Source organism: Planococcus halocryophilus (assembly GCF_001687585.2).
In the GTDB taxonomy this organism is placed as follows: domain Bacteria; phylum Bacillota; class Bacilli; order Bacillales_A; family Planococcaceae; genus Planococcus; species Planococcus halocryophilus.
Window position 1 is genome coordinate 1703028 of the sequence record NZ_CP016537.2, and the last position, 14187, is coordinate 1717214.

14 protein-coding genes are annotated in these 14187 nt (G+C 39.4%); 7 read left to right on the forward strand and 7 right to left on the reverse strand.

The window, feature by feature from the left end; translation table 11 throughout:
• The first annotated feature begins 58 nt into the window (after positions 1 to 58).
• The 5 genes from BBI08_RS08580 to BBI08_RS08600 all read left to right on the forward strand — a co-directional run bounded on the left by BBI08_RS08580 (position 59) and on the right by BBI08_RS08600 (position 4528).
• Positions 59 to 520, forward strand: coding sequence for an NUDIX domain-containing protein (locus BBI08_RS08580; protein WP_065527979.1), 462 nt, complete (start codon positions 59 to 61; stop codon positions 518 to 520).
• Between the two features lie 244 nt (positions 521 to 764).
• Complete coding sequence (locus tag BBI08_RS08585; protein ID WP_008496398.1) at positions 765 to 1973, forward strand: Bcr/CflA family efflux MFS transporter; 1209 nt, start codon at positions 765 to 767, stop codon at positions 1971 to 1973.
• A 240-nt stretch (positions 1974 to 2213) separates the two neighbouring features.
• Positions 2214 to 2492, forward strand: a complete 279-nt coding sequence (locus BBI08_RS08590; RefSeq protein WP_008496399.1) for a hypothetical protein — start codon at positions 2214 to 2216, stop codon at positions 2490 to 2492.
• 40 nt (positions 2493 to 2532) lie between these two features.
• The gene (locus BBI08_RS08595; protein ID WP_008496400.1) at positions 2533 to 2808 is read left to right on the forward strand and encodes a hypothetical protein; all 276 of its coding nucleotides are present in this window, start codon (positions 2533 to 2535) and stop codon (positions 2806 to 2808) included.
• Between the two features lie 118 nt (positions 2809 to 2926).
• Complete coding sequence (locus BBI08_RS08600) at positions 2927 to 4528, forward strand: pyruvate oxidase (RefSeq protein WP_008496401.1); 1602 nt, start codon at positions 2927 to 2929, stop codon at positions 4526 to 4528.
• A 47-nt stretch (positions 4529 to 4575) separates the two neighbouring features.
• Here BBI08_RS08600 and BBI08_RS08605 read toward each other — a convergent pair whose 3' ends face one another.
• Positions 4576 to 6678: a sensor domain-containing protein gene (locus tag BBI08_RS08605; RefSeq protein WP_008496402.1), complete on the reverse strand. Its 2103-nt coding sequence runs from the start codon at positions 6676 to 6678 to the stop codon at positions 4576 to 4578.
• Between the two features lie 150 nt (positions 6679 to 6828).
• Entirely contained in the window at positions 6829 to 7620 is a 792-nt protein-coding gene (locus BBI08_RS08610) for an AraC family transcriptional regulator (protein WP_008496403.1), read from the reverse strand.
• Between the two features lie 236 nt (positions 7621 to 7856).
• Between BBI08_RS08610 and BBI08_RS08615 the strand changes: the two genes are divergently transcribed.
• Entirely contained in the window at positions 7857 to 8246 is a 390-nt protein-coding gene (locus BBI08_RS08615; protein ID WP_065527980.1) for a VOC family protein, read from the forward strand.
• A 649-nt stretch (positions 8247 to 8895) separates the two neighbouring features.
• On the opposite strand, the gene BBI08_RS08620 is transcribed toward BBI08_RS08615, so the two are convergent.
• The 5 genes from BBI08_RS08620 to BBI08_RS08640 form a co-directional block, all read right to left on the reverse strand.
• On the reverse strand, positions 8896 to 10899 hold the full coding sequence (locus BBI08_RS08620; RefSeq protein WP_008496406.1) for an ABC1 kinase family protein: 2004 nt from the start codon (positions 10897 to 10899) through the stop codon (positions 8896 to 8898).
• A 77-nt stretch (positions 10900 to 10976) separates the two neighbouring features.
• Positions 10977 to 12239, reverse strand: a complete 1263-nt coding sequence (locus BBI08_RS08625) for an MBL fold metallo-hydrolase (protein WP_065527981.1) — start codon at positions 12237 to 12239, stop codon at positions 10977 to 10979.
• A 183-nt stretch (positions 12240 to 12422) separates the two neighbouring features.
• The gene (locus tag BBI08_RS08630) at positions 12423 to 12929 is read right to left on the reverse strand and encodes a P-loop NTPase family protein (RefSeq protein WP_008496409.1); all 507 of its coding nucleotides are present in this window, start codon (positions 12927 to 12929) and stop codon (positions 12423 to 12425) included.
• Positions 12926 to 13375, reverse strand: coding sequence for an SRPBCC family protein (locus tag BBI08_RS08635; RefSeq protein WP_008496410.1), 450 nt, complete (start codon positions 13373 to 13375; stop codon positions 12926 to 12928). Before BBI08_RS08635 ends, BBI08_RS08630 begins: the two co-directional genes overlap by 4 nt.
• Before the next feature lie 16 nt (positions 13376 to 13391).
• Complete coding sequence (locus BBI08_RS08640; protein WP_008496411.1) at positions 13392 to 13844, reverse strand: SRPBCC family protein; 453 nt, start codon at positions 13842 to 13844, stop codon at positions 13392 to 13394.
• A gap of 118 nt (positions 13845 to 13962) precedes the next feature.
• Between BBI08_RS08640 and BBI08_RS08645 the strand changes: the two genes are divergently transcribed.
• Positions 13963 to 14151: a hypothetical protein gene (locus BBI08_RS08645; RefSeq protein WP_008496412.1), complete on the forward strand. Its 189-nt coding sequence runs from the start codon at positions 13963 to 13965 to the stop codon at positions 14149 to 14151.
• Positions 14152 to 14187 lie beyond the last annotated feature (36 nt).

Below are 14187 nucleotides of genomic sequence, written 5' to 3' on the forward strand. Positions count from 1 at the left end.
TCAGAGCGGGATATCGCTTTTTAGTTTAGTTTTATCTTAAAACAGAGGAGCTTATAAAATGCATATACGCAATTCAGCCAAAGCCGTTATACAAAAAGAAGGGCACGTATTACTGACAAAAAATAAAGACGCAGAAGGCATTTTTTATTTGTTTCCTGGCGGGGGACAAGAACACGGGGAAGTATTAGTCCAAACTATTAAACGAGAATGCTTAGAAGAAATAGGTTTCCAAGTTACAGTGGGAGAACTGTTACATATACGCGAATACATAGGCAAAAACCATGAACATGCGCATGATCGAGACGTTCACCAAATTGAATTTTATTTTGTTTGTACAATCGATGCTCAACCGGTAGAAGTGCCAGTTCCGTCTAATCCTGATTCTCATCAAATTGGCACGGAGTGGGTAGCAATCCAAAACTTACAGGAGTACCGCATTTATCCAAAAGAGATTCGGTTGCCAGTCCAGCAATTTGCGGATAATAAAAAAAACGCTGCGTATTTAGGGGATATTAATTAAAGGAAAAAGAGCGATATGGTTTTTTTATTATAAATGTAGTTATCTACTTAAGGATTTAATTGCAAATTCAAAACAAAGCCACTAAATCAACAAGAAAAGAAGCAAAAACATGAGATAACATCATTTACTCTTAACGTTGTCATGCCAAAGAGGGAGGAATCTTCGTAATAGCTACTGCCACCAATCATGAAAATGCTGTATAGTAATGGAGGATATATATAGAAGTGAAAGGTGTTAGTAAGATATGATGCAAAACCCGAAAGGAAGAAAACGGCTGGGTCTCGCATTGATCCTCAGCATGCTTGGAATTTTAGCGCCGCTGAATATCGATATGTATTTGCCGGCTTTTCCTGCAATCGCTGATGAACTCGATGCACACGTGTCGTTAGTACAGCTTAGTTTAACTGCGTGTTTAATCGGACTCGCTGCTGGGCAAATCGTCGTTGGGCCATTTAGTGACGCGATAGGGAGACGGAAGCCTCTCATTATCTCCGTTATTTTGTTTGCGCTGTCGTCTGTTCTTTGTGCTGTTGCCCCGAACATTGAGACCCTAGTTGCGGCTCGCTTTATCCAAGGATTTACTGCATCTGGTGGTGTGGTGTTATCAAGAGCGGTCGTAAGTGATGTGTTTACAGGGCGAGAAATGACGAAGTTTTTTGCGTTATTGATGGTGATTAACGCGGTAGCTCCGATGGCAGCACCTATTGCAGGTGGCGCGATACTAGCCTTGCCATTTGCAGGATGGGAAACGATTTTTTATTTTCTTGGATTGCTTGGGGTGATGATGGTGATTGTTGTGACATTGCGCTTGCCTGAAACCTTGCCTCCTGAACAACGTGTGCCAAGCTCCATCAGACATTCGGTTCAGACAATGGCCAGTTTGTTTAAAGAACGCCCTTATATTGGGTACGCATTAGTCGTCGGCTTAATCCATGGTGGCAGTTTTGCCTATGTTGCCGGAACACCTTTTGTCTACCAAGAGATCTACGGCGTTTCACCTCAAACTTTTAGTGTGTTGTTTGGTATTAACGGCATCGCCATGATTCTTGGTAGTTTTATCATTGGGAAGTTTGGCGGCATTGTTTCCGAGCATCGTTTGTTGCAAGGAGCGGTCGTTGTGGCAGTGAGTGCTACGTTTGTGTTGTTGATCATGACGATCATCCAAGGACCTCTCGCATCACTTGTGATTTCGATTTTTATTTACATGATTGCGATTGGCATGATTTTTACGAGTTCTTTCACGTTGGCGATGAAAGGGCAGGGACACCGAGCAGGGAGTGCGAGTGCCGTTGTTGGGATGTTGCCTTTAGTTATTGGGTCACTGGTATCCCCGCTCGTTGGAATTAATGAAACTTCAGCGGTTCCAATGGGCGCTATTTTATTTGGAACGTCTATACTCGGAACGATTGCCTTTTTCTTTTTAACTGGGCATCGACAGCAAGTCGAGCAATAATGAGAAGCAAGAGCAGAGGAAAGTTGATCTCGCTCTTGTTTTTTTATTTTTATAAATAAAGGGAATATTCAATTAGTATGAGCGATAACTGGTTTTATTTGGTATATTAGATAAAAGTAATCTATTCTAGGAGGGTTCTTTATTAAAAAGATAATCATGTTGATGACATTACTTTTATTGACCTCCTGCGGAAACGATACCGATCGATACAATTTTACAGGGAGTAGTGACAACTGGGATATGAATTATGTAGTAAATGTTACAGGTGTCGATAGCCAAGAAAAAAGTGGAACGGTTACTTATACAGGCGAAGGACAAGCACCTGAAACAGTGGATTACAAAATCACAACGTCTTCTGCTGGGTCCGATGGAACTGGAGTCGGGTTAGAAAATGGAGCTGGAAATATTGGGACGGTAACTTGCGGAGGTTGCGCAGTTATTCAAAAAGACGAAAATATCCAAGTCGAAATTAGCTGGAATGGGCAAACGGAGGAATTGGTTTTAACAAATGAAAACTAACGCGTATGGATTGATTTAACGACTGATAGGAGGATTCAATGTGAAGAAGTTTTTCGGTTCATTGCTGGGAGGGGGATTAATTGGTCTGCCTTTGGCATTTTGGTGGATAGGCTACGAGGAAATTAGCTATAGTCTTTTAAACGTTGCAGGTGTCGAAGAAGTGATTGTACGCGAGATGGATTTTGACTTTGTTTTTTATGCCTCATTACTTGTCTTTGCAATTGCTGCGATTATCTACTTTGTGTGGAGCTTGATTGATCGAAAGCGTGAAGAAACGTTTTACCGAGACTATGATAAAAATCGCAAACATTCGTAAATGAACAGACTCTTTTGTTGCTACTCGCAATTTAAGAGTCTTTTGTGTTTAACGTTTCCTAACTCGAGGTATAAGGAACAAAAAAGCTTGCGTCAACATTAGAGAGCGAGGGATATTCATGTTCGACAAAACAGCAGGGAGTTATGTCGCTGAATTGCTCAGAGAGTGGAAAGTAAATCACATTTACGGAATGCCTGGAGACTCGATTAATGAAATGATGGAAGAATTGAGAAAAGAAGAAAGCATCCGTTTTATACAAGTTCGGCACGAAGAAACCGGTGCATTAGCAGCTGCCGCTTATTCCAAATTGACCGGAAAAATCGGAGTTTGCTTATCAATTGCAGGTCCCGGAGCGGTTCATCTTTTAAACGGGCTGTACGATGCGCAAAAAGATAAAACACCCGTGCTAGCCATCGTTGGCCAGGTCAATAGTCAGCTGGTCGGAACAGATACGTTTCAAGAGATTAAAATGGAATCTCTGTTTGAGGAAGTTGCTGTCTATAATCGGCACGTTCAGCGTGCAGAACAACTACCGGATATGCTGAATCAAGCGATTCGTACTGCCTACGCTGAAAAAGGGCCTGCAGTGCTGATTGTTTCAGGTGATTTGTTTAGCACAAAAATCAAGCATGAAAAACCACTTACGTCCGCTATTTTTTCTAGACCGAATATCCGAGCTTCTGAAGAAGACTTGCAAGACGCATTAAAATTGCTAAATGATGCAAAAAAACCAGTGATATTGGCCGGTAAAGGGGCAAAAGGTGGAACAGCGGAAGTATTGGCATTGGCAGAAAAGCTGAAAGCGCCATTAATTGCTTCTTTTCCAGCGAAAGGCATCATCCCGGACGACCACCCACATAATCTCGGTCAATTGGGGAAGTTAGGTACTGATCCGGCTGAACAGGCTATGCAAGAAACAGACTTACTGATCCTAGCGGGTACTGCTTTTCCATACCGAGCTTATTTACCTGCAGATGTAGCTGCTATTCAAATTGATACAGATCCGAAAGTAATCGGCAAGTATTATCCGGTATTGCTTGGACTAGTGGGTGAACTGGCACCAACTGCTACTTGGTTGACTGCCAAACTAACAGAAAAAGAAGATGCCTTCCTTTTAACGTACCAGCAAAAGCGTGAACAGTGGCATGACACGCTGCAACAGGACATGAATACAGAAACTCACCAATTGCAGCCACAACAAGTCATAGCGGAAGTGCAACGCATTTTACAAGAGGACGCCATCGTCTCACTCGATGTTGGCAGTATTACGTTGTGGGCAGCACGCTATTTGCAACTAAACAATCAACAACTCGTGGTGTCGGCGTGGCTCGGGACGATGGGCTGCGGCCTTCCGGGTGCCATTGCAGGGAAGCTGGCGTATCCCGACAAGCAAGTTGTGGCTTTACTCGGGGATGGTGGATTTTCAATGGGCATGCAAGACTTCGTCACGGCAGTTAAATACGACTTGCCGATGATTCTCGTTGTTTTTAATAACCAAAAACTCCAATTGATTGAACATGAACAACAAGAAATGGGCAACAAATCAACCCAAGTAGATTTAGCAAATATCGACTTTGCCGCCTTTGCTCATGCTTGCGGCGGAGAAGGCTATACCGCTAAAAATCGGGACGAGCTGAGACAAGCACTGATAAAAGCGAAAGTTAGCCGGAAACCGGTGATTATCGACGTGTTTGTAGAAGACAGCACACCACCTTCTTAAATCCAAAAAAAAGCGGACGATTTTCTTCGTTCCGCTTTTTTTTTTGGTTATTTTTTATATACCGTGGTCAAATCGTGCAACTCTGCAGGCAAGGGACGTCCAAAATAATATCCTTGGCCTTCATCGCATTTTTTGCCTTGTAAAAAGGCTAATTGCGTATCGTCTTCAATGCCTTCAGCAACGACCGTCATATTTAAAGTATGCGCCAATGCAATGATAGTAGCTGTAATGGCTTTGCCGTTTAGGTCATTGCTGATATCCCCAACAAAACTGCGATCAATTTTTATGCGGTCAAATGAAAATTGCCTCAAATAACTAAGGGAGGTAAAGCCTGTACCAAAATCGTCAATTGACATCGATACACCTAGTTCTTTTAACTGGTGTAAACTGCTTTTCAGAAGTTCTGTATCAACCAACAAAATGCTTTCCGTTACTTCTAGTTCCAACCACTGGGCGTTTAGTCCGGTTTCTTTTAGAATCTCAATAACGGTCTGCACAAAATCGAGTTGTTGCAATTGGATTGTTGAGATGTTGACACAGATTTTAATCGGTGTTTGACCTTGATCTTGCCATGCTTTATTTTGTGCGCATGCTGTATAGAGAACCCATCTTCCCAGAGATACGATTTGGCCAGTCTCTTCAGAAATCGGAATAAAGAAATCCGGAGGGATAAACCCGAGATCTGGGTGGTTCCAGCGGATTAATGCTTCCATGGCACTTAATCGATTATTTTTCAAATCGATGATGGGCTGATAATGAAGTGACATTTCTTGCTTGGTGAGAGCTGATTTCAACTCTCTTTCAATGGTTAGTCGATAAACTGACTGTTGGTCCAGTTCTTCAGAATAAACCGTATACTGTGCGATTTTGTGTTTTTTAGTGTAGTTCATCGCGGAGTCCGCTTTCTTGATTAGCTCATCTACACTTTCATCGGGACCGCTGCTAAAAGCTATCCCGATACTCCCGGTAATGGATACCGAATGTCCAAAGGCTTCAAAAGGTTTGGCTAATGCGTCATTAAATCGCGCTGCTAGCTGGAAAACTTGAGGTTGTTCCAATCCTTTTAACAGAACTGCAAATTCATCGCCCGCAAATCGTCCCACCGTACAACTTGGATCAATATTTTCGGATAACCGGTGCGCAACATCTTTTAAAAATTCGTCGCCGAACTGATGGCCGAACGAATCGTTGATCAATTTAAATCGATCTAAATTAATGAAAAACACAGCAAGTTTCTTTTCGTTGTAATCTTTGCTTTCTATCGCCCGTTTTACATGATCTTCAAACAAGGTACGGTTTGGTAAACGCGTCAGGGGATCGAAAAAACCCATTCCTTCCATCAGCTTTTTATAGTCTGTTTCAACAGTGATGTCTTTCGCAATTCCATAAGCACCTACAATGTTGCCACCTGACTTCATGGGGAAATTGGTTACCAGCAACGTTCTAGTTTCTCCATCTTTTCGAATCATGCTAATTTCATAAGTACTCGCGTTTCCATTTAACGCGTTGTGAAAGTGAAAAAAGGCTTTTGGTAAATCTTCTGAAACTATAAAGGGAGTGAAAGACAGTTGCAATATTTCTTCCTTGGTGTAACCCGAAATTATTTCGCAACCCGGGTTGGCTGATTGAAAATTCCCTTCCATATCAAAAGTAAATATCGCATCTGGGTTATAGGTAAAGAGCGAATCAAGTCGTTCTTCTTTTTCTTTTAATTTTAGATCGGCTGTTACTTCAGCTGTAATGTCGATCACAGTGCCAAACAGCACGTTTTTACCTTGCCACTTCTTTTTAGTGGAATGGATTTCAACATGAAGTAATTGACCGTCACTTCTGTAAATTCTTACACGGTAACGTGCAAAAGCGTCTTTACTATCATATTCAGTAAATATTCGCTGTTGAATAATTGATAAATCTTCTGGGTGAATTAAGTTTTCTAAAGTAACTGTGCCATTTAAAATTCCCTTTTCCTCATAGCCCACTAATTTGCAGAAATGTGGATTTACGTAGGAGTAAGTTGAACCATTTAGTACATACAGACTGATGGGAATTTGTTGAACAATGTCATCAAACAAATCCTCGTACAACAATTCAGTTGATAATGGCAATTTTTTGTGTATGGAAGTGTCCACGTTGTTATTGTCATTCTTCACAAATTTGGTCTCCTTGTCATCCGAAATTTTCTACCATCTTCTCGTAGCCCCGCACATCAATAAGTATTTATGTTAAGTATAATAAAGGAATTTTCAAACTAATACCATTTATATTTTAAATTAACTAATTTTTATAAACAAAAAACTAAGTTATTTGTGGTTTACCCGATATTGCCTTGGTGTAACACCCACAACTTTCTTAAATGCCGCTTGAAACTGCGTATCGCTTTTGTATCCAATTTTACTAGCTATCTTGGAGACAGAACTATCACTCGTACATAGTAAGTATTTCGCTGTATTGATACGACAAGAGATGATGTATTGGAGCGGACTCACACCGGTAACTTGCTTAAAAAGACGTGCTAATTGATATTTATTGAACTCAAATCGCGTAGCAAGTTCTTCTAATGACAGCGATTTTGTATAGTTTTCCTCCATATAATGCTTGATCTCTTGAATCGTTTCTTCCGAATTTGAGTAACCGAATGATTCTTGTTTATTCGCAGAGCGGAATACGTGTAGCAAGATCGAGTTGATCAAGTGATGTGCCATTTGGTTAGAGTCAGGTCGTGGATGTTCTTGTTCTTGCTTCAATTGCATTAAGAGCGAATTCAAGCTGTCAATTTCACTGATAGGAATAATAGGTGGTAATTCGGCGTAACTTTTAGGGATTTGGGCACTAAAGGTGAGTCGATAGCCACTTTGCATGTCAGAAGCAGCATACAGTTGCTCATGCCAAGATCCTGCTTGTATGAAAAGAACAGTTCCAGCAGGGGCTAAATAGGTTTGTCCATCAATTTTGCAGTGAACCGTTCCAGCTACCACTAACAGCAATTCCACTGTTGCGGGGTGGTGGTGGAGCGGGTGATATTCCGACGTACCATATGGGATAGAAAAAGATTGAATGCTATGAAATAAGGTTGGATTTGTGGCTGCAGACAATTAAATCGCTCATTTCTTTTTCTTTAAGTTTAGCAAGAATTGATAAGAAAATCTGTATAATACCGATAAATTTAAAGATAATTTCAATAGTCGATACAAGAATTGATAGGAAATCTATTAAAGATAAAGATTTTCAAGTAGAATAGCTTTAAAAACCATTTTTAGATATGAATATTCTGATAATTATACTAAAATAAATGTAAGATAATCGAATAAAAAAAGAAAGAAGGTTGAGTATGATGAAGCAATTATGGATTAATTTACCTGTTAACGATTTAAATCGATCGAAGGAGTTTTTCAGCAATATTGGAATACCAATCATGGAAAGTCACAGTGAGTCAGATCAAATGCTAGGTTTATTAATCGGCAATCCACAAGTACAAATCATGTTATTTACAGACGAGCAATTTAAAGGGTTTACGCAAAATGAGTTAACAGACACAAACGAGTCGACAGAAGTATTATTTTCCATCTCAGTAGAGACTAAAGAAGAACTTGATGAGACGATTGGAAAAGTGAAACAAGCAGGTGGATTTGTGTTTGGCGAGCCGACACAGCGAAATGGATTGTACGGCGCAGGATTTGCAGATTTGGATGGACATCGGTGGAATTTGCTGGTGATGTAGTTTAGCGAAGTTTGTAAGTTTAAGCTACCTAAATATGTGAACATGATGATTTGTATTTAGAACGAAATTTTTACAAAGAAATGTTACTGAAGAATTTTTAAAACCAAAATTCTTCAGTAACTAAATTTGCTGATCAATTGTAAAATTATAAACAACGTTAAACAGAAAATGCTACAAAGACAGTTAAACTAGAAATCAGCTTAAAATGACGAAAAACGACGAAAAAAACAATTCCGTCTCACTGTCTTGAGTATACTCATTAAGTGAAACGATACTTCCGATAATTTATATTATGTAAACTTAAATTAAATTTTACTAAAAGAGCACTTTTTATCTTAACTTCTCCTCTTACCTTGTTTCATCTATTAGCGTTTTTATATGCGTAAGCCGTTAAAGAATTTTATAACCGTATTAGATCTAGATCAATCAATATAAAAAACTGCACCTGTTCTTAGGTTGCAGTTTTTTAATTTATATTTAGATTATCTATATACAAACTGTTTAATTGAGTTTCAAATTCATACGTCAAAAATGCACTTGGGTCTACTGACGATAAAACCTCTTGGTTATTTGAAGAAATCGCTGCATCAAGCTTTTTAACATCACTTATACAACTCCACCTTTGATAAATTAATTGATGCAGGTTTTCTCATGTATTGCTGCGTTTCATATCGCGTATTGCTTGAATCGACAATCGAACAAGCAATATGACACACAGAAACAGTCCAGTATAGGCTGCCGTATTCAAGTAAACAGCATAAGCATTATTGATAAACTGTGCAATGGCTAGTAATGCGGCTGAAATCAGTCCAAATGTTATCCCAGAAAACAATAACACGAAACGCGAAAACAGTTGTAAGACGAAATTGGCGTTATGTTTATCCGAAAAGACATCATGGTGGAGAATCATTTTGCCACCTTCAATGCGCTGTATCAGCTGATCGGCGCGTTTTGGCAATTTCATCAATTCTGGAATTAATAATGCTAACTCTTCTTCTACTCTTTGTTTCGTTTCACGCGGTTCTTTAAATGGCTTTTTCAAGACTGCGGTTTTGTATTTTTTCGCGAACACTTTTGCTTCGGTAAACATATCAAATTTCGGATCTATCGTGTGTAAAGTGCCGTCAAGGCTGATTAATGACCGGAGCGCCATTCCAACTGATGGATAAAATGATAACCCAAATTCACGAACAATATCAAACATTGCATGAATCAGTTCTTCGGTTTGAATTTTATCCACATAGGCAATTTTCAACAGCAATTGACCTACTGATTGTTCAATTTTTTGCCGGTCAATATGACTATTGTCTTCTACTAGCACGTTAATCGCATCACAAATGACTTCTGCGTCGTTTTGTTGCACACCGATGATAAAGAGGTTTAGTCCGTCTTGCTGCTGCGCTGCGAGACGACCAACAGCTCCAAAATCCAGTAAAATAGGCTTTCCGTCTTGTTCATCAATAAAAATATTACCTGGATGCGGATCCGCATGAAAAATACCTGAAAACAGCATTTGCTCAAAAAACGAAAACAATACCGTCCGACCAAATTGTTTTTGATCGATTGAAAACTGATCAAAAACAGCTTGTCCTCGCGAAATGCTTTTGCCTTTAAAATACTGCATGACGATTAAATTATCGTTACAATATTCCTGAAAAACATGCGGGATTTTCACTGGATAATCACTTTTTCTTAAGGCATTTGCGACTTGAATGGTATTACGCGTTTCAATTTCAAAGTTGATTTCTTCACGCAAGCCGTTCGCAAAGCCGACAGCTAACTCGCGGAAACCGATGTTCTCAGCCCATGTGGATTTACTTGTCACCCATTCTGCAAACTCAACAAGAATATCTAAATCGTTGCGCATGACGCCTTTTACTTCAGGACGCAGTAGTTTGACAACAACTTTTTCTTGTGTCGATTTCAATACAGCTTGATGAACTTGTCCAATCGATCCGGCGGCCAATGGCTCCATATTGAATTCTGAGAAAACATCTTCCACGCCAGCAGATAAAGATTTCTTTAAAATCGTGGTTACTTGCTCACTCGTTAATGGTTTAACATCTTGTTGCAAAGTCTCTAGTTCTTCGATAAAAACTGGTGAAAACAACTCAGTACGTGTAGATAACACTTGGCCGAACTTGATGAAAATACCACCACTTTGTTCTAATGTATCGCGAAAAGCAATAGCAAAATCCCGATTGCTTTCACGATGACGCGCATAACGTATCGTGCGTGAAAACCCGTTTCTGACGGCAATTTCTAACACTTGACTCAGCCGTTTTTGACGTCGCCAGCGATGTCTCAACCGTTGGACGATGAATTTTTGACCTGTAATCCGTTCTCCACGCTCTCCAAGTTCCATTGGATCAAACAACTCGAAAAACAAGTAAAACAGCATGGAAATGAGCAGCATACTGCCGACCCAAATAATGGCGCTAGCGTCAGCGACTGCAAATCCAATTCCTTCGCTTAAAAATTCTGTGTGGCGCAAATAAGAATACCAATAAACAAACGTCGTCAAACTAACACCTAACAACACAGAAAGAATTCTCTTAGTAAAATTAACTTTCGAACCCATTAATCGACCACTTACATAATAAATGAAAAATGCGATGACCAATAATTCCAGCAGCATAATGAAGTAAATCATGGAAGAGATTCTCCTTTCATTGCTAAGCTTTAAAACGAAAGCAGTATAGCTAGAAGCAAAAAACTGTATATAAATCCTTAGAGCTTATTAGCAACTGGGTTTGGCAACTTTTTAAGTAGTTCGAGCAAGCCATTCGGATAAAGAACGGTCTCACTTTGATTTAACTCTTCAAGTAACACCCATTTTGCTTTTGTCATTTTGCCATCTTCGAAAACGTCAAAAGTATCTTGTTCATAAAGAGCTTGTTGTTCAAATTCCACTTCATAAACCAATGAAATTTCGTGGAAAACTTGATATTTTAGCGTATAAATATTTTCTATTACGTCCACGTAACGAACAATATTAATATCAGTACCGATTTCTTCTTTAAATTCTCTTATCAATGTCTTAGTAGAGGGTTCACCCAGTTCAATCGTTCCGCCAATTGGCCTGTAAAATGGACCTTTTCCTGCCGAATGACGCGCAAATTGTTGCTCCAGTAAAACAGACTGACCTTTTCTTAAAATCCCTAACGTATTCGCTCTAGGACGCAAATGTCGACTTTTCTTTTCTTCGTAGTCAGCTATAGTCGAAGTGACAATGTGAAGAGAATCCCATTCCCCATTTGAAAATTGAACAATTGGATATGTTTTCGGGAAAAGTTGACGGTTAATATCATTTGGAGCTAAGCCATCCTTGTAAAGTTGAATAATTTTTTCTTGTAAGCTCTCCAAATAATTCAGCTTATCTTCTAATAACGCACGTCCGTTTTCAAGATAGCCGGCGTGACTGCAAAATACAGATTCGAACGGCAATGCCAATAATTTACGTAAAGATGTTTTGATGTGCGAAATCGACTCATTTTTCATCACGACACGTGTTTTTGGCGATACAAACAAATCTCCTGTAAACAAGCGACCCGATTCCGAATGATACAGCGCTACATGATCATCTGCATGTCCGGGTGTATAGATCACTTGCCATTCAAATGTGCGCGAATTTATACAGTCACTCAGCGTTTGTGTACGAAAAGCGTCACGGTTTCCCCATGTGAGTTTTCGATAAGTTGGGTATACACCGTCTTTCTCCGTAATTTTTTGGCCAATTGGATGAATAAAAAATGGCACTTGATAATTTTGCTGAATCCAAGCCGCATTTCCGGTATGGTCTTCGTGGTGATGCGTCAATACGACTTGATCAAATGATAACTTTGATAACACATCTGCAAGTTCATCCTGCATTTTCTCGGCTCCAGTATCAATCAACATACCATCCACTAAAAAGAAAAATACTTTACTACGGGTTTCTTCCAAAATTCCTTCTATACATACAACTTGTTCATGTTCATAAACATTTAGCATGCTTAGTCCCCCCTTAAAAGCGCACCTACTTTTCTCATATGATACAGACTTTACGGGATGGCTGCTATAGCTTAGTGCTTAGACTGTTAATATTTATCTTTTTTCTTGTTGACAGGTTTGAATTTATATGATAATTCCTTAAGTAGTTTGTTACATATTTATTTGAAAACATAGATTTATGCTTTAATTTATTGATTCTACAAGCAGTTTATCCAATTGTTTCTGGTTGTTTACAATAACGACTTTTCCTTGCGCCGCTCCGAGCTTCGCCAAAAATTCAGGTTTCATCGTGTCTTCGAAATATCGATTCCACTGGAACATTTTCAGTAGCATACTAAAGCTTGGCTGATAATTGGCTTGTTCTTTCCCCGCTCGTTGTTTGATGTAGCGAAAAACAAAGTGAAGTGTTCTTTTGTGATACGGAATATCTAAAAATATCACTTTGTCTGCCCTATTTATCGCAAGATCTGTCCAGCCAAGATGTACGCCTTCTATAATCCAACTAGACTGCTCGAGGGCAGCTAAAAACTGGGCGTCTCTTACAGATTCCGTGTTTCGGAAATCGCCGTCTGTTTGACGTTGCCAAACAAAATTATCCGTTTCAAAATGTGGAATACTTAAACTTAAAGACAATCGACGCGCTAACGTTGTTTTCCCGCTCCCTACAGAGCCAATGATGTAAACCTTCATGACTCAGCTGCCCTCTTTACCCGCTCCATCAGTTCATCAACTTCTTGCTTACTGCTATTTTGCGCATCAAGTTTTAGTAAAGTTCGGCCAATCATGTTTGCGCCTCTATTCGATCCACTATAAACAAATAATGTCTGATCACTTTCTACTCGCTTTAACACAAAATTTAATGCAATGTGAAACAAGCCAGCAGGAACAAAATACAGATCTTTCCGCTTGTAGTCAGGCAAATCTTCATAAGCCGTAACTTCCATCACATAACTCACCACACGGCCTTTTATGCGGTTTTGTTGCGCGTACTTTGAACCTACTTGATTGGGCTGTCCTTTGATTAATTGATGCTTTTCAAGTTGAGGCATGATTGTTTGCAGGTGTTCGTCTGAAAACAATGCCCAAACTTCTTCTATTGGTGCGTTGATAATTTGTTGTTCTCTCCACTCTACCATTGCCTCCACGCTCCTTTTATCCTTTCAACCCTTCGTCTCTTACGCGTTCCATAAACGTCGTTACGGTTTGCTTCCGCGTTTTTTTACTTCCTGACAATAACATCGCCTTGCCCATCAATCCTTTGCCTTTATTAAATCCTTCGTAAATAAACCTCGTTTGGTTTTCATTTTCTTTTAATAACGTAAACGAATAAAACACATCAAAGCTTTGTCCCATTTCAAACTGAGTTTGTTTCAGCTTTTTGTCCGGCAAATCTTCATAACCTACAGTCTCCACAATATACGTTTGCAGCTGACCGCCTTCGTGATAACTTTGTGCGTGTTTTGCACCCAGTTCATTGTTGTTCTTTTCAAGTAAGATGTGTTCTTCTATTTTTGGCATCACTTGTTTAATGTTTTCGTCTTTGAATAAATTCCATACTTTTTCGATATTTGCATCAATCGTCATTTCTTCTTTCCATTTAACCATTTGTAAGCCTCCTCGGAATCTGTACTTGTTAGTAGTATCTCACGCGCGATCAGAACATTCACGTCGCTTGTATTAATCCCGCTCATCTTTATAATAAGGAATGGAACGGAGTGATAGAATGAAAACTGCTACTATACTGCTGTTATTTATCCTTGCCATGCAAGCCATCCTTGCAGCAAATGCGTTGCTTTTTGACGGAGTACTTGGAGATCTTGTATTTTGGTTTAATTCAGCTTTATTTATGGCCGCATTAGCTGTATACATATACCGAATGGATAAAGACAAATCACCTGCTAAAAACAAATAAACGGAAACTACTAGTATAAAACGAGCCCACTAATGA

What these genes read in the sequence shown, in the direction of transcription:
- BBI08_RS08640 (WP_008496411.1), bottom strand. Translation starts at nt 13,844, where the DNA reads ATGGTTAAATGGAAAGAAGAAATGACGATTGATGCAAATATCGAAAAA.
- BBI08_RS08580 (WP_065527979.1), top strand. Translation starts at nt 59, where the DNA reads ATGCATATACGCAATTCAGCCAAAGCCGTTATACAAAAAGAAGGGCAC.
- BBI08_RS08630 (WP_008496409.1), bottom strand. Translation starts at nt 12,929, where the DNA reads ATGAAGGTTTACATCATTGGCTCTGTAGGGAGCGGGAAAACAACGTTA.
- BBI08_RS08625 (WP_065527981.1), bottom strand. Translation starts at nt 12,239, where the DNA reads ATGCTAAATGTTTATGAACATGAACAAGTTGTATGTATAGAAGGAATT.
- BBI08_RS08620 (WP_008496406.1), bottom strand. Translation starts at nt 10,899, where the DNA reads ATGATTTACTTCATTATGCTGCTGGAATTATTGGTCATCGCATTTTTC.
- BBI08_RS08600 (WP_008496401.1), top strand. Translation starts at nt 2,927, where the DNA reads ATGTTCGACAAAACAGCAGGGAGTTATGTCGCTGAATTGCTCAGAGAG.
- BBI08_RS08615 (WP_065527980.1), top strand. Translation starts at nt 7,857, where the DNA reads ATGATGAAGCAATTATGGATTAATTTACCTGTTAACGATTTAAATCGA.
- BBI08_RS08635 (WP_008496410.1), bottom strand. Translation starts at nt 13,375, where the DNA reads ATGGTAGAGTGGAGAGAACAACAAATTATCAACGCACCAATAGAAGAA.
- BBI08_RS08585 (WP_008496398.1), top strand. Translation starts at nt 765, where the DNA reads ATGATGCAAAACCCGAAAGGAAGAAAACGGCTGGGTCTCGCATTGATC.
- BBI08_RS08590 (WP_008496399.1), top strand. Translation starts at nt 2,214, where the DNA reads ATGAATTATGTAGTAAATGTTACAGGTGTCGATAGCCAAGAAAAAAGT.
- BBI08_RS08645 (WP_008496412.1), top strand. Translation starts at nt 13,963, where the DNA reads ATGAAAACTGCTACTATACTGCTGTTATTTATCCTTGCCATGCAAGCC.